The organism is Leifsonia sp. Ger2509, from assembly GCF_055231915.1.
The window spans coordinates 1627997-1648476 of record NZ_JBUYVB010000003.1 but is presented as its reverse complement, the minus strand read 5'-3'; the positions used below and the strand labels follow the sequence as shown (position 1 = coordinate 1648476).

General features: G+C 67.4%; 16 protein-coding genes and 3 tRNA genes. 14 read left to right on the top strand and 5 right to left on the bottom strand.

Features of this window, described 5'->3' with window-relative positions; genetic code table 11:
- The first annotated feature begins 39 nt into the window (after window positions 1–39).
- Window positions 40–891 carry a PPK2 family polyphosphate kinase gene (locus ACV7NN_RS08115; RefSeq protein ID WP_463349061.1) on the top strand — a complete coding sequence of 284 codons (852 nt, stop codon included), beginning with the start codon at window positions 40–42 and terminating at the stop codon, window positions 889–891.
- Between the two features lie 65 nt (window positions 892–956).
- On the opposite strand, the gene ACV7NN_RS08110 is transcribed toward ACV7NN_RS08115, so the two are convergent.
- Complete coding sequence (locus tag ACV7NN_RS08110; protein WP_463349060.1) at window positions 957–2219, bottom strand: isochorismate synthase; 1263 nt, start codon at window positions 2217–2219, stop codon at window positions 957–959.
- Window positions 2220–2298: 79 nt separating this feature from the next.
- Here ACV7NN_RS08110 and ACV7NN_RS08105 point away from each other — a divergent pair, with 79 nt between their 5' ends.
- From ACV7NN_RS08105 to ACV7NN_RS08090, 4 genes are all read left to right on the top strand, one after another.
- Complete coding sequence (locus tag ACV7NN_RS08105) at window positions 2299–3012, top strand: class I SAM-dependent methyltransferase (RefSeq protein WP_463349059.1); 714 nt, start codon at window positions 2299–2301, stop codon at window positions 3010–3012.
- Window positions 3012–4088, top strand: a complete 1077-nt coding sequence (locus ACV7NN_RS08100) for a polyprenyl synthetase family protein (RefSeq protein WP_463349058.1) — start codon at window positions 3012–3014, stop codon at window positions 4086–4088. Before ACV7NN_RS08105 ends, ACV7NN_RS08100 begins: the two co-directional genes overlap by 1 nt.
- Before the next feature lie 30 nt (window positions 4089–4118).
- Entirely contained in the window at window positions 4119–5477 is a 1359-nt protein-coding gene (locus ACV7NN_RS08095; RefSeq protein ID WP_463349057.1) for an FAD-dependent oxidoreductase, read from the top strand.
- 112 nt (window positions 5478–5589) lie between these two features.
- A complete protein-coding gene (locus ACV7NN_RS08090; RefSeq protein ID WP_463349056.1) occupies window positions 5590–6582 on the top strand; it encodes an alpha/beta hydrolase in 993 nt (330 codons plus the stop codon).
- Window positions 6583–6696: 114 nt separating this feature from the next.
- Here the strand turns inward: ACV7NN_RS08090 and ACV7NN_RS08085 are convergent, their stop codons facing one another.
- The gene (locus tag ACV7NN_RS08085) at window positions 6697–7185 is read right to left on the bottom strand and encodes a YajQ family cyclic di-GMP-binding protein (RefSeq protein ID WP_163291526.1); all 489 of its coding nucleotides are present in this window, start codon (window positions 7183–7185) and stop codon (window positions 6697–6699) included.
- A gap of 22 nt (window positions 7186–7207) precedes the next feature.
- Window positions 7208–8230, bottom strand: coding sequence for a LacI family DNA-binding transcriptional regulator (locus tag ACV7NN_RS08080; protein WP_463351263.1), 1023 nt, complete (start codon window positions 8228–8230; stop codon window positions 7208–7210).
- Window positions 8231–8615: 385 nt separating this feature from the next.
- Here ACV7NN_RS08080 and ACV7NN_RS08075 point away from each other — a divergent pair.
- Window positions 8616–8697 (top strand) — tRNA-Tyr (locus tag ACV7NN_RS08075).
- A gap of 223 nt (window positions 8698–8920) precedes the next feature.
- Window positions 8921–9730 (top strand): inositol monophosphatase family protein, encoded by an 810-nt coding sequence (locus ACV7NN_RS08070; protein WP_463349054.1) that lies wholly within the window; start codon window positions 8921–8923, stop codon window positions 9728–9730.
- 429 nt (window positions 9731–10159) lie between these two features.
- On the opposite strand, the gene ACV7NN_RS08065 is transcribed toward ACV7NN_RS08070, so the two are convergent.
- Window positions 10160–11875 (bottom strand): glycoside hydrolase family 13 protein, encoded by a 1716-nt coding sequence (locus ACV7NN_RS08065; protein ID WP_463351262.1) that lies wholly within the window; start codon window positions 11873–11875, stop codon window positions 10160–10162.
- 351 nt (window positions 11876–12226) lie between these two features.
- Here ACV7NN_RS08065 and ACV7NN_RS08060 point away from each other — a divergent pair, with 351 nt between their 5' ends.
- From ACV7NN_RS08060 to ACV7NN_RS08030, 7 genes are all read left to right on the top strand, one after another.
- A complete protein-coding gene (locus ACV7NN_RS08060; protein ID WP_463349053.1) occupies window positions 12227–13480 on the top strand; it encodes a sugar ABC transporter substrate-binding protein in 1254 nt (417 codons plus the stop codon).
- Between the two features lie 72 nt (window positions 13481–13552).
- On the top strand, window positions 13553–15250 hold the full coding sequence (locus ACV7NN_RS08055) for an ABC transporter permease subunit (RefSeq protein WP_463349052.1): 1698 nt from the start codon (window positions 13553–13555) through the stop codon (window positions 15248–15250).
- Complete coding sequence (locus ACV7NN_RS08050) at window positions 15247–16116, top strand: sugar ABC transporter permease (protein WP_463349051.1); 870 nt, start codon at window positions 15247–15249, stop codon at window positions 16114–16116. Before ACV7NN_RS08055 ends, ACV7NN_RS08050 begins: the two co-directional genes overlap by 4 nt.
- A gap of 4 nt (window positions 16117–16120) precedes the next feature.
- Window positions 16121–17968 (top strand): glycoside hydrolase family 13 protein, encoded by a 1848-nt coding sequence (locus tag ACV7NN_RS08045; RefSeq protein ID WP_463349050.1) that lies wholly within the window; start codon window positions 16121–16123, stop codon window positions 17966–17968.
- Window positions 17969–18034: 66 nt separating this feature from the next.
- Window positions 18035–18991, top strand: coding sequence for an aldo/keto reductase (locus tag ACV7NN_RS08040; RefSeq protein WP_463349049.1), 957 nt, complete (start codon window positions 18035–18037; stop codon window positions 18989–18991).
- Window positions 18992–19137: 146 nt separating this feature from the next.
- A tRNA-Thr gene (locus ACV7NN_RS08035) sits at window positions 19138–19209 on the top strand.
- Window positions 19210–19236: 27 nt separating this feature from the next.
- Window positions 19237–19310 (top strand) — tRNA-Met (locus tag ACV7NN_RS08030).
- A gap of 59 nt (window positions 19311–19369) precedes the next feature.
- Here the strand turns inward: ACV7NN_RS08030 and ACV7NN_RS08025 are convergent.
- Window positions 19370–20302 carry an ATP-binding cassette domain-containing protein gene (locus ACV7NN_RS08025; RefSeq protein ID WP_463349048.1) on the bottom strand — a complete coding sequence of 311 codons (933 nt, stop codon included), beginning with the start codon at window positions 20300–20302 and terminating at the stop codon, window positions 19370–19372.
- Window positions 20303–20480: the final 178 nt, after the last annotated feature.

The window sequence follows — 20480 nt, the reverse complement described above, 5'->3', positions numbered from 1 at the left end:
GTGCGAGCATGGAGTACTTCGACGACGAGGAGCCCGGACATGCGTGAAACCTTCTGGACCGCCGACCCGCGAGACCTGCTGAGGGCGGGCGACGGTTTCGTGCTCGCCGAGAGTCCGACCGGCGCGCGTCCGGGCTTCGACCGCGGGAAGAAGCACGGCTCCTATGCCCTGAGCGAGGGCGCCGCCGTGCTGCGTGACCTCCAGGAGAGGCTGTTCGCCGCCGGCACGGTCGGCGAGCGACGGCAGATCCTCCTGGTGCTGCAGGCGATGGACACCGCGGGCAAAGGCGGGATCGTCTCGCACGTCGTCCGCGCCGTCGACCCGAACGGCGTGCACTACGTGGCGTTCAAGAAGCCGAACGAGGTCGAACTGGCGCACGACTTCCTCTGGAGGGTGGCCAAGCAGGTGCCCGCCGCCGGCGAGTTCGGGGTCTTCGATCGCTCGCATTACGAGGACGTGCTCATCGCACGGGTCCGCGAGCTGGCGCCGCCCGCGGAGATCGAGCGCCGCTACGACGCGATCAACACCTTCGAGCGCGGACTGGTCGAGACGGGCACGGTCGTCGTCAAGGTCATGCTGCACATCAGCAAGGACGAGCAGAGGAAGCGGCTGGCACGGCGGCTGGACCGCGAGGACAAGCACTGGAAATACAACCCGGCCGACGTGGACGAGCGGCAGCACTGGGACGAGTACCAGGATGCGTTCCAGCGGATGCTCGACCGGACATCGACGGACCACGCGCCCTGGTACGTGGTTCCCGCCGACCACAAATGGTACGCGCGCCTTGCCGTACAGCACCTGCTGATCGATGCTCTCGACAGCATGCACCTGGACTGGCCCCAGGTGGACTACGACATCGAGACCGAGAAGGTCCGGCTCGCGCAGTCGTAGCTGTCGAGACCGGGAAAAGTCCGCCGATTCGGCGGAATCGCCCGGACTTTTCCCGGGCTCAACGGCTAGCCGAACGCCTCGACGATGGGGCGGAACTTCATCGTCGTCTCGTCCAGTTCGCGCTCGGGGTCGGATTCGGCGACAATTCCACATCCGGCATATGCCGTGAGGTCGCCGGTCTCGGTGAGTTGGGCGCACCGGAGTGCGATCGCCCATTCGCCGTCGCCATCCGCACCGACCCATCCGACCGGGCCCGCGTAGCGCCCGCGGTCGAAGGGTTCGAGCCGGCGGATGAGCTCGAGGGCGTCATCGGTCGGTGTCCCCGCGACGGCGGCCGTCGGGTGCAGGGCGTCGATCAGGTCGAGCGATGTGGAACCGTCGCTGAGCGTGCCGGCGACATCGGTGGCGAGATGCCAGAGGTTCGGCAGCTTGAGGGTGAACGGCGCTTCGCTCGCCTGGAGCGCGCTGCTGTGCGGTTCGAGGGCCGCGAGCACGCTCTTCACGGCGAACTGGTGCTCGTCGAGGTCTTTGGGGCTGGCCGCCAGCTCGACCGAGGCCCGGCGATCGGATGCGCCATCCGGCCCGCGCGAGATCGTGCCGGCGAGCACGCGGGCGCTCACCGTTCCATGGTCGACGCGCACCAGCGTCTCCGGGCTCGAACCGACCAGGCCGTCGACGGCGAAGGTCCAGCAGTCCGGGTAGCCGAGCGCGAGCTCGACGAGGGCACGGCGGACGTCGGACTCGAGGGGGAGGTGGCCCACGAGGTCGCGAGCGAGGACGACCTTGCCGAGGTCGTGGGCGCGGATGTGGGTGACGGCATCCGCCACCGCGTCACGGTAGGCAGCGGGTTTCAGCGAACCCGGTAGAAGGGAGAGACGGTACTCCGTGCCGAACGTCGTCGGCTGCGGTGCGGCGAGAGTGCCGGTGGAACCGGTTGGCCGGATCCGGGTGATCCAGGAGCGACCGCCACGCCGGCCGATGACCACCTCGGGCACGATCAGGACGCTGGTGAGTGCGCTGTCATCCGCGAAAGCGAACGTGCCGAACGCGACGAGGCCGGTTCCCGGCTTCGCGATCGGATCGACAACCGTGGCTGCGGCGACCACCTCGCGCCAGGCGGTCGCCGCCGTGCGCATCCGGTCGGGTCCGGTGAATTCGAGACGGAGGGCGGTGCCGATCCCGGCGAGGCCCTCGCCCTTCCTCATCCACACGAGCGGTCGGCGCGCGTCGAGGAACGGCAGCAACTGGCGGACATCGTCGAGCGGGGTGGTCTCGACCGTGAGTTCGACGACGCGGGGTTCGTGCGCCGTAGTCGAAAGGGGAGTCACTGCTCAAGCCTACGCCCGCGGAACTGAGCGTCCGGTGGGCGCGGGATGGGGAGAAGAAGTGGAAAGGTAAGCTAGCACGGTGAGTAAGGCCGACCTGAGCAAGAAGCCCGAGCAGGTCGCTGCGATGTTCGACGAAGTGTCGACGCACTACGACAGGACGAACACCATCCTGTCCGTCGGCAATGCAGCGCTGTGGCGGTACGCGACGACGCGCGCGGTCGACCCGAAGCCCGGTGAGCTCGTCCTCGACGTCGCAGCCGGCACGGGCACGTCGAGCGCATCGCTGACGCGCACCGGCGCCCGTGTCATCGCCGCCGATTTCTCCGCGGGCATGATCGAGGTCGGCCGCGAGCGCCAGGCCGGCAATCCCTTCATCGAATTCGTCCAGGCGGATGCGACGGCGCTTCCGTTCGGAGACGAGTTCGACGCGGTCACCATCTCGTTCGGCCTCCGCAACATCGTCGACCCGAAGGCGGCGCTCGCCGAGTTCCGCCGCGTGACGAAACCGGGCGGCCGCGTCGTGATCTGCGAGTTCTCCCGGCCCCCGGCCGCTGTCGTGCGCAAAGGCTACTTCGCATATCTGCGCTACGGTATGCCTGTGCTGGTCCGCCTGGCGAGCTCGAATCCCGTGGCATACGAATACCTGATGGACTCGATTGCGGAATGGCCCAGCCAGCCCGTGCTCAGCGAGTGGATGCGCGATGTCGGCCTCGAGCGCGTCGCCTATCGCAACCTGACGGCGGGGATCGTCGCATTGCACCGCGGTTTCGTGCCGCTCACCGAGGGGGAGTAGTGGCTTCAAGCGTTCCGGTCGCCAGGCGGGGGACCTCGCTTTCGGGCCAGGTCGGTCTGAGCGAGCGCATCTTCGCGTCGAGCGCGGACAAGAACTTCGCGGCGGCCGTCGACGCTGGGCTCGTCCGCGTCGAAGAGGGCCTGCACGCCGAGATGCGGTTCGCCGACAATCTCGCGGATGTGACAGCCCGCTACCTGCTCGAGGCCGGCGGCAAGCGGGTGCGGCCCATGCTCACCCTGCTGACGGCGCAACTCGGAGCGGGAAACACGCCCGAGGTGCTGACTGCCGCCGAAGCGATCGAGATCACCCACCTCGCGTCCCTCTATCACGACGACGTGATGGACGAAGCGCAGATGCGGCGCGGCGTGCCGAGCGCTCAGCACGTCTGGGGCAACTCGGTGGCCGTACTCACCGGCGACCTGCTGTTCGCGCGTGCCAGCAAGATGGTCGCATCCCTCGGCGAGCGGGCGATCAACCTGCAGGCGGACACCTTCGAACGGCTGTGCCTCGGCCAGCTGCACGAGACCATCGGTCCGCGCGACGGCGAAGACCCGATCGAGCACTACCTCCAGGTGCTCGCTGACAAGACCGGCTCGCTCATCGCCGCCGCCGCCCAAATGGGCGTCGCCTTTTCGGGTGCGCCCTCCGAGTACGAACAGCCCGTCGTGGTCTTCGGCGAGAAGGTCGGTGTGGCCTTCCAGCTCATCGACGACGTGATCGACCTCTCCGGTGCGGCCGCGGAGACGGGCAAGACGCCGGGCACGGATCTGCGCGCGGGGGTCGCGACCCTCCCCCTCCTCCGGCTCCGCGAGCTCGCGCTCACCGACCCGGAAGCCCTCGTCCTCCTCGAGCGGCTCGAGCGCGATGTCATCGGCACTGCCGATGATGGCACCGCCAGTGCAGCATCCATCTCCGCCATCGCGGCGCTCCGCGAGCACGCGGTCACCCGCCAGACCCTCGACGAAGCCCACCGCTGGGCGCGCGAGGCCGTCGAAGCGATCAACCCTCTTCCAGACGGTCCGGTCAAGAAGGCGCTCACGCGCTTCGCCGAAACCATCGTCGAACGATCCAGCTAGACCAACCCAGCCAGAAAGGGGCGATCACGCATGACCAAATTGAGACTGGCCATCGTCGGTGCCGGACCGGCCGGCATCTACGCTGCGGACATCCTCCTGAAGGCCGAGCGCGGTTTCGATGTCTCCATCGATCTCTTCGAGCAGCTCCCGGCGCCCTACGGACTGGTCCGCTACGGCGTCGCGCCCGACCATCCCCGGATCAAGGGCATCATCACCGCCCTTCGCGAGGTGGTGGACCGCGGTGACATCCGGCTCTTCGGTAACGTCCACTTCGGCACCGACATCACCCTCGACGACTTGAAGAAGCACTACAACGCCGTGATCTTCGCCACCGGCGCCATCCGGGACTCCGACCTGGACATCCCGGGGATCGAGCTCGAAGGCTCATACGGCGCGGCCGAGTTCGTGAGCTGGTTCGACGGGCATCCCGACGTGCCGCGTACGTGGCCGCTCGAGGCCGAGTCCGTCGCTGTGATCGGCAACGGCAATGTGGCCCTTGATGTCTCGCGGATGCTCGCCAAGCACGCGGACGACCTGCTGCCGACTGAGATCCCGGCGAACGTCTACGACATCCTGAAGGAATCGCCCATCACGGATGTGCACGTCTTCGGTCGTCGCGGGCCGGCACAGGTGAAGTTCACGCCGCTCGAACTGCGCGAGCTGGGCGAACTTCGCGATGTCGACATGATCGTCTACGACGAGGACTTCGAGTACGACGATGCGTCGAAGGCGGCGATCGCGAGCAACAAACAGGTCATGGTCATCGACCGGGTGCTGCAGCAGTGGCGCCAGCGCGAGGTCGGCACGGCGTCGCGGAGGCTGCACCTGCACTTCTACGCGAAGCCCCTCGAGATCGTCGACGACGGCACCGGGCATGTGTCCGCCATCCGCTACGAGCGCACGGCACCGGATGGGGAGGGCGGCGTGCGCGGGACCGGCGAGATCCGCGAGATCCCGATCCGCGCCCTCTACCGGGCGGTCGGATACTTCGGGTCGCCGCTCGACGGCATCCCCTACGACGAGAAGCACGGCGTGATCCCGAACCGCGAGGGGCAGGTGCTGCACAAGACAGACAACACGCGGATGTACGGCGTCTACGCGACGGGGTGGATCAAGCGCGGTCCGGTCGGGCTGATCGGGCACACCAAGTCGGATGCGATGGAGACGATCAAGCACGTCATCAACGACCAGGGCAACTGGTGGACGCCGGTCGACCCCTCGGAGGGGTCGATCGTAGCGCTGCTGCGCGAGCGCGGTGTCGAGTACACGAACCTGGACGGGTGGCACAACCTCGATTCGCACGAGCTGGCGCTCGGCGAGGCGGAGGGTCGGGTGCGGATCAAGGTGGTCCCGCGCGACGAGATGGTGCAGATCTCCAACCGTTCGTAGCCGGGTTCGACGCACGAGAGGGTCACGTGCGGACGAGATCGCCCCGCGCACCGGGCACCCTCGGCCGCAACGGGCACTCTCTGAGCTGAAAGCTCCCCGCTAGGGTGTGAACGTGGCGCAGGGGACTGTGTGGAAACCGGATGTGCTCGGCGAGCACTTCGAGCAGCTGACGATTCCGCTCGAACCGGATGGTGAGGGCGAGGTCGTCGCGACGCTCGTCCGCTACCGGCCCGCGCCCCGCCCCCACTTCGCGAAACAACCCGCGGACGGCGCGGACGTGCTCTATGTGCACGGCTGGTCCGACTATTTCTTCCAGACGCAGCTCGCGGAGTTCTGGCACCGGTCGGGTGCGCGGTTCTTCGCCCTCGACCTTCGCAAATACGGCCGAAGTCTGCGGCCGCACCAGACGCCGGGCGACGTGGACGACCTCGCCGCGTATGACGAGGAGATCGGAGCGGCCCTCGCGATCATCCACGACGGCGAGGTCGACGCGCGTCGACCGCTGATCCTGATGGGGCACTCGACCGGCGGCCTGACCCTCAGCCTCTGGGCCGACCGCAACCCCGGTCGGGCGGCGGCGATCGTGTTGAACAGCCCGTGGCTCGAGTTCCAGGCGCGGGGTGCGGGGCGCGCCGCCCTCGCACCGTTGATCGGCATGCAGGCCCGCTTCGAGCCGCACGCGCCCCTCCCGAACGTGGACCTCGGCTTCTATACCCGCTCGGTGTCATCGACGCTGGACGGCGAGTGGACGTACGACCTGAACTGGCGGCCTCTGCGAGGCTTCGCCGTGCATCCGGGGTGGCTGAACGCGGTGCTCGTGGGGCACGCGCGGGTCGCCGCCGGGCTCTCCATCGATGCGCCGGTGCTCACGCTCTTGTCGGCGCGCTCGACGATCCTCCCACGCTGGACGCCCGACATGATGCGGAGCGACATCGTGCTCGTTGTGGAGGACATCGCCGCGCGCGCGGTTCGCCTGGGTGCGACGGTCACAGTGGCCCGGATCGAGGGCGCGCTGCACGACGTGACGCTCTCGGCGCCGGATGCTCGCGCCGACGCCTACGCGCAGGTCACGCGCTGGCTGCGCGGCTACCTGCATGCCCGGTAGGCGCGCCCACGCGTCGGGCGGCGTTGTCTGGCCGGCGAGAGTGCCCGTTGCGGACGAGATAGCCCCGCGCACCGGGCACTCTCGGCTGCAGCGGGCACTCTCGGTGCGAAAGCCCTAACGGAAGTTGACGAACTGCAGCGCGACGTCGAGGTCCGCGTTCTTCAGCAGTGCCATCGTCGCCTGAAGGTCGTCCCGGCTCTTCGACGACACCCGCAGTTCGTCGCCCTGGATCTGCGACTTGACGCTCTTGGGCGCTTCGTCGCGGATGAGCTTCGAGATCTTCTTCGCCGCATCCTGCTCGATGCCGTTCTTGATGCCCGCCTCGATGCGGAACTCCTTGCCAGACGCGAACGGCTCGCCGGTGTCGAGACTCCGCAGCGAGATCCCGCGCTTGATGAGCTTGGACTCGAAGACCTCCAGGACAGCCTTCACCCGCTCCTCGGTGTTGGCTTTCATCAGGACCTTCTCGCCGCTCCACTCGATGGAGGCGCCGACGTTCTTGAAGTCGTATCGCTGCTCGACCTCTTTGCGTGCCTGGTTGAGGGCGTTGTCCGCCTCCATCTTGTCGACCTTGCTGACCACGTCAAAAGATGAATCTGCCATTCACCCAGTTTATGGGCGCGGGTCAGGAAGCGGGATCCGGTCGCGCGGAGCTCGACCGGACGACCAGCTCGAACGGTAGCGCGGTGTTCACCGGCTCCGGGTGGGTCTCGTCCGGTTGCAGCACGCCCATGAGGAGTTCGACGGCCTTCTCGCCCTGGCCCGTCGGGAACTGCGCGACCGTCGTCAGCCCGAAGAACTCTGCCAGCTCGTGGTCGTCGATGCCGACCACGGAGACATCGTGCGGCACGCTCAGGCCCAGGTCGCGGGCGGCAAGGATGCTGCCGATCGCCATCTCGTCGGATGCCGCGAAGATCGCGGTCGGCCGGTCCCTGGGCGCGCCGAGAAGCTGCTTCGCCGCCTGGTAGCCGCCACCGATGGTGAAGTCCGCCGGCTGGTACAGCTCCGGACGCAGTGGCACGCCGGCGCCCGTGAGCGCCTGCTCGTAGCCGATCCGCCGGTTCGTCGGGATGTGGAAGTCGAGGTCGAACTCCTTGTGGCCTCCGACATGGGCGATCCGGGTGTGCCCGAGGGCGAGCAGGTGCTCGGTCGCCAGGCGGGCGACGGCGACGTCGTCGATCGTGAGGGTGCGGACGCCCGCGAGAGGGCCGCCGACGCCGACGATCGGCTTGCCGAGAGCGAGAAGCCGGCTGACCTCGTCTTCCGTGAGTTCGAGGGAGATGGCGATCACCGCATCCACCCGTTTGCGCAGCAGGAAGTGCTCGAACACGCTGCGGCGCTCATCCCCTCCACCGCTGAGGTTGTACAGGGTGAGGTCGTAGCCGTGCCGCAGGAGTGCGCGTTCGGCGCCTTCGATGACCGACGAGAAGAACCATCGGTTGAGGTACGGAACGACGGCTCCGACATTCTTCGTGCGCCCGGATGCGAGGCTCGACGCGTTCGACGACACGACGTAGCCGAGATCCAGCGCCGCCTCCGACACCTTGAGGCGCGTGCCGGGCGAGACGTGGCCGTTGCCGCTGAGAGCGCGGGAGACGGTCGCCGTCGAGACGCCTGCGCGGCGAGCGACCTCATCGATTCCGACCACGGACACCTCGCAATCGTTCGCTCCGCCTCGCTAAATCCTAGCGAGCGCCGGGAGGGGATGAATGTCCGTGCGGCGTTCACCCCTTTCCGTGCAGGCGCCGGGCGGGTAAGCTGCCCATTCAACGCATCGGAGGCGGGATGAACGCGGCAGGGGCCCGACGATGACCGGGTGGATGTATGCGGCCGGACTGATCATCCTGCTCGGCGCGCTCGTAGTGGCGATCATGCAGCTGGTGAGGATACGGCGGGCTCCTCCGGGCCCCGGCGAACATGAGGCGCCGACGCCGTCGGAGAGCCCGGACGAGCCGATTTCACCAGACGAGCCTCGGTGAGTATCCTTATGTAGCGCCTTCGGTCAGATGAATACATGTGGTCGGGTGCGCCCTGGCGAGTTACCCAAGCGGCCAAAGGGATCTGACTGTAAATCAGCCGTCTTAGACTTCGGGGGTTCGAATCCCTCACTCGCCACGCTGTGATGAGTCGCGACCCAGGTCCTCGCTGAGTCGGAGATGTGTCACGAAAGAGCCCGGCCGGCGGCCGGGCTCTTTCGTCGTGCCGGCGCCACGCCACATGACGTGAGCTGAGAGGCTGTGCCGCCGAACAGGCTGACCCGCCACATCCGACCCGCCGCATCCCGACCTGATTCGGGGCCGCCGCTTCGACGAGGGTGCGTCTGTGACAGGCTGGGCCCATGACCGCTCCTGATGAACTCCTCTCCACGGCGGTTTCCATCGCCGAGCGCGCGAGCGAGCTCGTGCTTCGCCGGCGCCGCGAGGGCGTCGAGATCGCCGCGTCCAAATCGTCCGCCGAAGACATCGTGACGCTCGCGGATCGCGAGTCGGAGAAGCTCATCCGGGATGCGCTGGCCGAGGCGCGCCCGAACGACGGGTTCTTCGGTGAGGAGTCGGGCGCCGAGAAGGGAACGAGCGGACTGACGTGGGTCGTCGATCCCATCGACGGCACGGTCAACTACGCGTACGACATCCCCGCCTACGCCGTCAGTATCGCCGTGGTCGAAGGCGATCCGGACCCGGCGACCTGGCGCGCCCTGGCGGGTGTGGTCGCCAATCCGGCGATCGGCGAGGTGTTCACCGGCACCGCGGGCGCCGGATCCTTCCTGAACGGCGCGCGCCTTCGCGTGCGAACCGGTGTCGAGCTGCCGCTCGCCCTCATCGGAACCGGCTTCTCGTACTCGGCCGAGCTTCGGGTGAAGCAGGCCGGGGTGGTGCAGGGGCTCATCGACCAGGTACGTGACATCCGCCGCATCGGCTCGGCAGCGCTCGATCTCTGCTCGCTCGCCGCTGGACGGCTCGACGGATACTACGAGCGGATGCTCAACCCGTGGGACCACGCGGCCGGAGCGTTGATCGCGCGCGAAGCCGGCGCCAAGGTGGGCGGACTCGGCGGCGGGTTGGAGAGCAAGGACCTGCTGATCGCGGCGGAGCCCGGGCTCTATGAGCAGTTGGTCGCGGCGCTCGACGCGCTGGGCGTGGCGGACTGACGCGAACGTACGTCGCGCGCTGCGTCCCGCCGAGGCGGATGTTCAGAATTCAGGAACGTGTGAGCCCGATCAGGCCGAAACGGACGATTTCGGCCGTTCAGCGCCGCGTTGGGCGTGAGGGTTCCTGAATTGCGAGATGTGGTGACGCGGCGTCGACTTGCCGATCGTTCAGAAATTCAGGAACATGCGCGTCCGATGAGGCTGAATCGGCCGATTTCGTCCGTTCTCCGCCGTTGTGGGCGCGAAGGTTCCTGAATTCCGAGACAGGGCCGCCCCGCGCAGGCTCTGCTGGCGTTCAGAAATTCAGGAACGTGTGGGCCCGATCGGGCTGAATCGGCCGGTTTTGGCCGTTCAGTGCCGCTTCGAGCGTGAAGGTTCCTGAATTACAGCGGCGGGGCAACGTTGGGGGACGCGCATCCGCGCCGCGCCTCAGGCCAGCCAGACCGTCGTGTCGGTCGGCAGCGTGCGGCCGGAGAGCGGCCCGCTCGCGAGCACGAGCTCCCCGTCGGGCAGCTCGACCGGCGCCTCGCCCAGGTTCGCGATCACCGTGAGGCCGCCGTTGCGGAACGCGACGACGTCCGTGCCGAATCCGTCGAGCCACTCGATCGCGCCCAGCCCGAGGTTGCGCTCACGACGCACGGCGAGGGCCGTGGTGTACAGCGACAGGGTGGACGCCGGGTCGCCGAGCTGGACATCCCGCGCGAACCCGGCCCACGAGGCCGGCTGCGGCAGCCAGCTGGCAGCCGTCGGGCCGAAACCGTAGGAGGGTGCGGATGCTTCCCACGGGATGGGCACGCGGCATCCGTCGCGACCGTAGCGCTCGCCGTTGGTGCGGAACCAGGTGGGGTCCTGGCGCGCCGAATCGGGGAGGTCGATCACTTCGGGGAGTCCGAGCTCTTCTCCCTGGAACAGGTAGCTGGAGCCGGGCAGCGGGAGCATGAGCGCGGTCGCGGCACGGGCGCGGCGGAGCCCGAGGACCGCGTCGGGCTTTCCGGGGGTCTTCGGGCCGATGCCGTGACCCTGCAGGTTCTCGCCAGTGAGCGCCAGCCTGGTCGCGTGCCGGACCACATCGTGGTTCGACAGGACCCAGGTGCTCGGGGCGCCGACGCCAGCGAAAGCCGAGATCGAGTGGTCGATCACGCAGCGCAGCTCTGCGGCCGACCACGGGGTCTCGAGGTATTCGAAGTTGAACGCCTGCTGCATCTCGTCGGGGCGGACCCACCGGGCCAGCTTCTCGAGCGGCTCGACCCAGGCTTCTGCGCAGAGCACACGGTCGTCGTCGTACTCCTCGAGAACGTCGTGCCACTCGCGGTAGATGTCGTGCACGCCGTCCTGCGCCCAGTATGGCGCCGTCGGCGGTTCGGAGCTGATGTCGGGCTCGAGGGTGGCCGTGCCGCCGCCCATGCTGCCGCCAACCGCGGGCGGCGTGTAGTCGGGAAGCCCGGCCGCCTTGATCATGCCGTGGGCGACATCCACCCGGAAGCCGTCGACGCCGCGGTCGAGCCAGAAGCGGAGGATGCCGCGGAACTGCTCGCGCACCCACGGGTTCTGCCAGTTCAGGTCGGGCTGCGACGTGTCGAACAGGTGCAGGTACCACTGGCCGGGCGTGCCGTCGGGCTCGGTGATGCGGGTCCAGGCGGAGCCGCCGAAGACGGACTCCCAGTTGTTCGGCGGTAGTTCGCCGGCGGCGCCCTTTCCGTCGCGGAACATGTAGACCTCGCGCTCGGCGCTGCCGGGCTTCGCTGCGAGCGCCGCCCGGAACCACGCGTGGTCGCTGGAGGAGTGGTTGGGGACGATGTCGACGATCACCCGCAGGCCGAGGGCGTGGGATGCGGCGAGCATCCCATCGAAGTCGGCGAGCGTTCCGAAGATCGGGTCGACGTCGCAGTAGTCGGAGACGTCGTAGCCGCCGTCGCGCTGCGGGGAGGTCTGGAACGGCGAGAGCCAGACCGCGTCGACGTCGAGGTCGCGGAGGGCCGGCAGGCGGCGGGTGATGCCGGCGAGGTCGCCGAGGCCGTCGCCGTCCGAGTCAGCGAAGGAGCGCGGGTACACCTGGTAGATGACGGCGGTGCGCCACCACTCGCGGCCCAGGGTGGGCTCGGTGGGCGCAGCGCTCTCGCGTGCTGTCTCGGTGGGCTCGGAGATGACGATGGTCGAGTTCACAGGAATCCTCAGTCGTTCGGTGGGCGCAACGCTGGGCTCGAGTCGGTCGTTGACGTCGATGCTATCGAAGCGAGCCGCCCGGAAGCTGGGTACCGAATGTAACAATCGTGCAAACGCTTCCATGATCGACCCTACACGACAGCTTCGTGCTGCCGCCAAATCGCCCGCATTCCTCGGCAATCCACGTAAACACCCGCAGTTACGCACAATTGCATTCCTGCAATCGGCTTGCTATAACTGGAAGCGCTTGCATCAAAGCGTCTGGGAGAACGGTCTCTCGCCACTGTGTCGGGGCGACCGTTCTCCGGAACATCACAGAAGAAAGGCACACCAATGAAGGTGACCAAACGGTCCTGGGTAGGAATCGCCGCCCTGGCCGCCACCGCGGTCGCGGCTACCGCACTCGCCGGATGCTCGTCGAACACCTCGGGAGAAGACCTCTCCAAGGGCTCGCAGACGCTGACCCTCTGGGTCGACACGCAGCGCGCGCCCGCACTCAAGGAGGTCGCCGCGCAGTTCAAGAAGGACACCGGCGTGACGGTGAAGCTCGTCGTCAAGGACTTCGCCAACGTCGACAAGGACTTCATCAGCCAGGTCCCGACCGGCAAGGGCCCCGACATGATTGTCTCGCCCCACGACAAGCTCGGCGCCTACGTGCAGAACGGCGTCGTCGCCCCGCTCCAGCTCGGCGACAAGGAGAAGGACTTCGCCAAGGTCGCAGTCCAGGCCGTCACCTACGACGGAAACGTCTACGGTCTCCCGTACTCGATCGAGAACGTCGCGCTCATCCGCAACACGGAGCTCGCGCCGACCGCAGCCAAGACCTTCGACGACGTGCTCGCCGAGGGCAAGGCCGCTGTGGCCGCAGGCAAGGCGAAGTACCCGTTCCTGCTGGGCCTCGACCCCAAGCAGGGCGACCCGTACCACATGTACCCGCTCCAGACCTCGTTCGGCTCCTCGGTCTTCGCCCAGAAGGCGGACGGCAGCTACGATGCCAGCAAGCTCACCCTCGGCGACGAGGCGGGCGTGAAGTTCGCGACCGCTGTCAAGCAGTGGGGCAAGGACGGCGTGCTGAACCCGAACATCACCGGTGACATCGCACTCGATGCCTTCACCAAGGGCAAGTCGGCGTACTACCTCACCGGCCCGTGGAACGTGCCCGCCATCAAGAAGGCCGGCATCAAGTACTCGATCGACGCACTGCCGTCGGCCGGTGGCCAGGACGCCAAGCCGTTCCTCGGTGTGAACGCGTTCTTCATCAGCTCGAAGAGCAAGAACAAGGTCGCAGCGACGAAGTTCCTCGTCGACTACCTCGGCACCGACGCGGTCCAGGAGCAGCTGTACAAGGTCGGTGGCCGTCCGCCGGCGCTCACCAGCGCCTACGACGCTGTCGCCAAGACCGACGCCGACATCAAGTCGTTCGGTGACATCGGTCTCAACGGCGTTCCGATGCCGGCCATCCCCGAGATGGCATCCGTCTGGGCCGACTGGGGTTCCGCGGAGCTCCAGCTCATCAAGGGCGACGGCGACCCCGCCACCGTGTGGAACACGGCCGTCACCAACATCCAGTCGAAGATCAAGGGCTAAGCCCCCTCGCCGGGCCGGGGTCGCGCACGTCGCGGCCCCGGTCCCTGCACGCACCACAGGAGCAGCTGCACCATGAACGATGACGATCGCGTCGACACTCTCGACTCCGCGGATGAGCTCGCAGTCGACCCGGGTACGCAGGCCGATGGCACTGACCGGGCCCCGCGCATCCGCCCCCAGAAGCCGGCGAAGCCGGCACGGTCGGCGAGGCCGGAACGGACGAGCGGCTCCAGCGGCATCGGGGGACTGATCGCCAAGATCGTGCTGCTCGGCCTGCTCGACGCCTTCGCCGTCTGGACGGTCTTCGTCATGGTCGGCCTCCACATGTGGATCCCGGTCGCGGTCACCGTGCTCGTCACGGGCGTCATCAACTGGATCTACCTCGGCCGCGGCAAGCGGCTCCCCGCGAAGTACCTCGCCCCCGGGGTGTTCTTCCTCCTGCTCTTCCAGGTGTTCGTGGTCGCCTTCAGCGGCTACATCGCCTTCACGAACTACAGCGACGGACACAACAGCACCAAAGAGGACGCGGTCGCCTCCATCTCGAGCGCCGGCGCCAAGCGCATCCCCGATTCGCCCGAGTACCAGCTCAGCGTCCTCCAGCGCGGCGCTCCTCTTTATCTGCTCGTCACCGCACCCGACGGCACCACCTCGATCGGAACCACCAACCAGCCGCTCAAGCCGGTCACCAACGCCGAGAAGGACTCGACCGGTCGCGCCACCGGCGTTCCCGGTTACCGCAGCCTGAACCTCTCCGAGGTCCTCGACCAGCAGGATGCGATCACCTCGCTCAAGGTGCCGGTCTCCAGCAACCCGAACGACGGCTTCCTGCGCACCGACGACGCCAGCACGGCCTACGTCTACAAGTCCGACCTCACCTACGACGCGAAGGCCGACACCTTCACCGACGCCAACGGCGTCGTCTATGCCGACAACGGCAAGGGCGAGTTCCAGCAGGTCGACGGCACGAAGACGCTCAGCCCCGGCTGGAAGGTCGACGTCGGCTTGCAGAACTTCGTCAAGGCGTTCACCAACCCGCAGCTGGCCGGTCCACTGTGGAAGGTCATCATCTGGACCTTCGTCTTCGCGTTCCTGTCCGTGGCGACCACATTCGGCCTCGGTCTGTTCCTCGCGCTCGTGCTCAACCATCCGCGGCTGCGTGGCAAGAAGATCTACCGCGTGCTGGTCATCCTGCCCTACGCGTTCCCGGCGTTCCTCTCCGGTCTCGTCTGGGCCGGCCTGCTGAACCCGGAGTTCGGGTTCATCAACCAGGTGCTGCTGGGTGGGGCGCAGATCCCGTGGCTGACCGATCCGTGGCTCGCGCGGCTCAGCGTGATCGGTGTCAACCTCTGGCTCGGATACCCCTATATGTTCCTGGTCTGCACCGGGGCCCTGCAGTCCCTGCCGGAGGAGGTGGATGAGGCCGCCCGCGTCGACGGGGCGAGCCCGTGGCGGATCTTCCGCTCCATCAAGCTGCCGCTGCTGCTGGTCTCGGTCGCCCCGCTGCTCATCGCATCCTTCGCCTTCAACTTCAACAACTTCAACGTGATCTACATGCTCACGCGAGGTTGGCCGCGATTCACCGACACCACCCTCGACATCGGGTCCACCGACCTGCTGATCACGATGGTCTACAAGGTGGCGTTCGGGCAGGGCGGCGTGCGCGACTACGGTCTCGCCAGTGCGCTGTCGATCCTCATCTTCATCCTGATCGCGATCATCTCGATCATCGCGTTCCGCAAGACGAAGTCCCTGGAGGAGATCAACTCATGAACAAGAGGCCGTTCAACCTCCTCCGCTGGTTCGGCGACACCGGCTGGCGTCACGTCGTGGGCATCACGCTCGTGGTCGTCGCGGTCTTCCCGCTCCTCTACGTCGTGAGCGCATCCCTGAACCCTGGCGGTTCGCTCGTCGGCTCGAACGCGCTCTTCTCGACCATCGACGCGCAGAACTACGTCGCCCTGTTCACTAACCCCGACATGCCGTTCGCGCTGTGGTTCCTGAACTCGATGGTGATCGGCCTCGTCACCGCGGGCTGCACCGTCTTCCTCGGTGCGATGGCTGCGTACGCGTTCTCGCGGATGCGTTTCCGCGGTCGCCGCATCGGCCTGCTGTCGCTGATGCTGATCCAGATGTTCCCGCAGTTCCTCGCGGTCGTCGCGATCTTCCTGCTGCTGTCGGCGATCTCGGATGTGTTCCCTGCGCTCGGTCTCGGAAGCCAGCTCGGCCTCATCCTCGTCTACCTCGGCGGCGCGCTCGGCGTGAACACGTACCTCATGTACGGGTTCTTCAACACCGTGCCGGTGTCGATCGACGAGGCCGCGAAGCTCGACGGCGCCAGCCACGCGCAGATCTTCTTCGGCATCATCCTGCGGCTCGTCGCCCCGATCCTCGCGGTCGTCGGCCTGCTGTCGTTCATCGGCTCGACCGGCGAATACGTGATCGCGAGCGTCGTGCTGACCGACCCTTCGACCCAGACCCTGGCGGTCGGCCTGTACACGTTCGTCTCCCAGGAGTTCTCGAACAACTGGAGCATCTTCGCCGCCGGCGCAGTGCTCGCCGCGCTTCCCGTCGTGGCGCTGTTCCTCGCGCTGCAGAAATACATTGTTGGCGGTTTGACGGCAGGTTCGGTTAAGTAGGCACATGCTGCCTCATCACGACGGTTCGCCACTGTACGTTTCCAGCCAGGAGCCTGCGCTCGGCGACACCATCGCGGTGCGCCTGCGCGTGCCCCACGCGTGGGGAGCGGTGGATGCCGTCCGCACGCGGTCGAACCCGGATCACGAACCGCGGTTCACGGATGCGGTGGTCGTGTCGAGCGCCGACGGCTGGGACTGGTGGGAGGCGCCGCTGCACGTCGAGAACCCGGTGCACGGCTACCGCTTTCTCATCTCCCGGGCCGACGGTCGCAAGGTGTGGGTGAACGCCACCGGACTGCACGAGATCGAGACGCTCGACTCGGAGGACTTCACAGTGGTGACCTTTCCGGCGCCACCGGCGTGGGTGAAGGACACCGTGCTCTACCAGGTGTTCCCCGACCGGTTCGCGCGGTCGGCCGCCGCTGATGCGCATCCGACGCCCGACTGGGCGATCCCGGCCGACTGGTCGGACCCCGTCGACGTCGTGCCGCCCGCGCGCTCGCAGCAGTTCTACGGCGGCGACCTCGACGGAGTGCGCGAGCACCTCGACCACCTCGAGCGGCTCGGCGCCACCATGGTCTACCTGACCCCGGTGTTCCCGGCGCGCTCGAACCACCGCTACGACGCATCCAGTTTCTCCGTGGTCGACCCGTTGCTCGGGGGAGACGAGGCGCTCATCCGGCTGGTCGAGGCTGCGCACGAACGCGGGATGCGCGTCATCGGCGACCTCACCTCCAACCACTGCGGCGACGGTCACGAATGGTTCCAGGCCGCATATGGGAACCCGGATGCGCCGGAGAGCGAGTTCTTCTACTGGCTGAACGACGAGCACACCGAATACGTCTCGTGGCTCGGTGTGCCCAGCCTGCCCAAGTTCAACTGGAGCTCGGCAGAGCTGCGCCGCCGCTTCATCGAGGGGCCGGATTCGGTGGTCGGCCGCTGGCTGGCCGGTCCGTACGACCTCGACGGCTGGCGCATCGACGTCGCCAACATGACCGGCCGCTATCTCGACCACGACCTCAACGAGGAGGTGCGGCGCACGATCCGCCGCACGATGCTCGAGGTGAACCCCGACACGATCCTGCTCGGCGAATCGACCAACGACGCGGCCAGCGACTTCCCGGGCGACGCATGGCACGGCGCGATGACGTACACCAACTTCACGCGCCCGCTCTGGGGCTGGCTGTCCGAGCCCGACAGCGAGTCGTCGTACTTCGGGCTGCCGTTCGGCACCATCCCGCTGTATGACGGCGAGCAGTTCTTCGCCGCTCACCGGCAATTCGTGGCCGGGTTCCCCTGGCGCACGCGCCTCGGGACGATGAACGCCCTCGACACCCACGACACCCCGCGGTTCCTCACGAACGCGAAGCCCGGTGTGGTGCCGGTGGCGTTCGGGATGTCGGTGACGCTCCCGGGCATCCCGGTCGTGTTTGCCGGGGACGAGTTCGGGCTCACCGGCGTGGACGGCGAGGCATCGCGCACGCCGCTGCCATGGGCCGAGGTGGACGGGGCCGCAGCCGAGTCGATCGCGCTCTACAGCTCGCTCATCGGTCTGCGCCGCGCGCACTCCGCGCTGAACGGCGGGGGGATGCGCTGGCTGCACGTCGGCCCGGACGTGCTGGTGTATGTGCGGGAGGATGCGGACGAGTCGATCCTCGTCGTCGCCGCGCGCGAGGCGTACGACCTTGCCTTGCCGCCGGGGCTCGTGACCCGGCCGGATGCCGGGGTCGCGCCGCTCGTCGGTTCGGGTGGCCTGCAGGATGGCGGGTCAGGCATCCGCCTCACCGGTACGGGGCCGTCGTTCACCGCGTGGCGGCTGCCCGGGGTGACGCTGCCCGCGTTCGCTCTGTAGGGTGCTGGGAATACGTCTCCGGGGGAGGCGTTAGCTTGGAAGTCGGCCCATCACGAAGGAGACTCCATGACCGCACCGCGCAGAACCCTCGGCACCTCTGACCTCGAGGTCTACCCCCTGTCCCTCGGCGGGAACGTGTTCGGCTGGACCGCGGACCGCGACGCCTCGTTCTCCGTCCTCGACGGGTACGCAGCAGCGGGCGGCAACTTCGTCGACACGGCCGACGGCTACTCCGCGTGGGTGCCGGGCAACACAGGCGGCGACTCCGAGCGCATCATCGGCGAGTGGTTCGAGGCGCGGGGAAACCGGGATGACGTGGTCATCGCGACCAAGGTGAGCCAGCATCCGGACTTCAAGGGCCTCGCCGCCGAGAACATCCTGAAGGCGGCGGATGCGTCCCTCGAGCGGCTGAAGACGGACCGCATCGACCTCTACTATGCGCACTTCGATGACGAGAGCGTCCCGCTCGAGGAGACCGTCGGCGCGCTGTCCAGCCTCGTCGACGCGGGCAAGGTGCGGTACATCGGCATCTCGAACTACACGCCCGAGCGCATCGCCGAGTGGTTCCGCGTCACGAACGAGAACGGCCTGCACCGCGCTGTCGCGCTGCAGCCGCACTACAACCTGGTGGAGCGGGGCTTCGAGGACGCGTACCGCGACCTCGCGCAGCGCGAAGGCCTCGGGGTCGTGCCCTACTTCGCGCTCGCCAAGGGATTCCTGACCGGCAAATACCGCGACGGTGTCACGATCGACAGCCCGCGCGCCGCGGGAGCATCCGAGTACCTGGACGACCGCGGCCGCGGAGTGCTGGTCGAACTCGACCGGATCGCGCAGGCGCACGGTGTCGCGCCGGCCTCGGTGGCGCTCGCGTGGCTCGCCGCGCAGCCCACGGTGGTCGCGCCCATCGCGAGTGCGCGGAACGCGGAGCAGCTCGCCGACCTCGTCGCGAGCGTCGGGGTCGAACTCAGCGCTGAGGATGTGGCCGCGCTGTCGGACGCGTCGCTCGCGGGCGCCGAGGTCTGAGCCTTCTGTCGTCCTCTCGCCTGGCGCGAGCGCGGCGAAAAGTGCGGTAACGGTCGGTCATCGTGTGTTTTTGGCAGCCCTCGCGGGATGGTATTCTCGTACGGTTGCCAAAAACGGCCGACGGTCCACCGTCGTGCTCAGGCTTCGCCCCCTTAGCTCATTGGTAGAGCACTTCCTTGGTAAGGAAGAGGTAGTGGGTCCGATTCCCACAGGGGGCTCCGCCCTCCAGCGCAAACGGAGGCCGCGGCGGGGTAGCTCAGGTGGTTAGAGCACACGGCTCATAATCGTGGTGTCGCGGGTTCAAGTCCCGCCCCCGCTACTAAACCCCCAGGATCTCGCCATTCTGGGGGTTTTTTCGTAGGGCGTGCCGCTCTGCCGTCACCAGAGAGTTGAAACGGCCGGCGGCAGATCAACGGCCTTGAGTCCTCCCCGCGGATCCAGCTCGAATGCTGCGGTGAGCCTGAGCCTGGCCAGGAAGCGATCGTCGTGACTGACGAGAAGGATGGCTCCCCGGTACCCGGTGAGGGCGGTGACCAGCTGATCCACGCTTGTCCGGTCAAGGTTGTTTGTGGGCTCGTCGAGCACCAGCAGCTGCGCTGGCGGCTCGGCAAATAGCAGGCGGCCCAGCGAGACACGGAAGCGTTCGCCGCCTGACAGTGTGGCGACAGGACGGTTCACGTCCGCTCCCTTGATGAGAAGGCGGCCGAGCTGGTTCCGGATTTGGGCGTCGGGCACGGTAGGCGCAACCTCCCGCAGATTCTCAAGCGCGGAGAGTTCGTCATCGACGCCATCGAGTCGTTGGCTGAGGTAGCCGACCCGATCGGTGTGGAGCACGCCTGCCGGCCGCCCGGTTTCGGGCGCGCGCCCGTAGACGAGGTTTTCGAGCAAAGTGGTCTTGCCCACCCCGTTCGCTCCGACAATCGCGATCCTTTCCGGCCCTTGGATCGCGATCGTTCGATTGGTCCCCCGAAGTTCCCCGATCCGTCTGCTCGATGCGACGTCAGGGTCGGGAAGCTGCAGGCTGATCTTCTGGTCCGGCCTGACGCGCGCCGCTGCCTCTTCACGGGTCGCCTTCGCGGCGTCGAGACGATCGTCCAAGCCGGAGCGGAGTTTTCCCGCCGACACCTCTGCCCGGGAACCCAGCCCGTTCATGAGGATCTTGGATCCGCGCTTGTTCTCGTTCGCCGTCTTCGCCGTGCGCGCGCGGCGGGCGAGTTTGCTTTCCGCTTCGGCCCGTTGCCGTCGCTCAGCTTTCACTGCGTGATCCGCCGCTTGAGCTGCCTGGACTGCTGCGGTCTGCTGGCGCAACATCGGGGAAGCGGGGCCGCCACCGGTTGCCGGTGGCTAGACTCTGTCGACCTCAGAAATCAGCACGGTATCGATGTTAGCCGGTGTCAGAGCCAGTCGCCGAAGTCGTCCCAAGCAGAGTATTCGCCATCCCAGGCGGCTCAGAGGGCCGATGAGGCGGCGCAACCAGCAGGATCGAGAC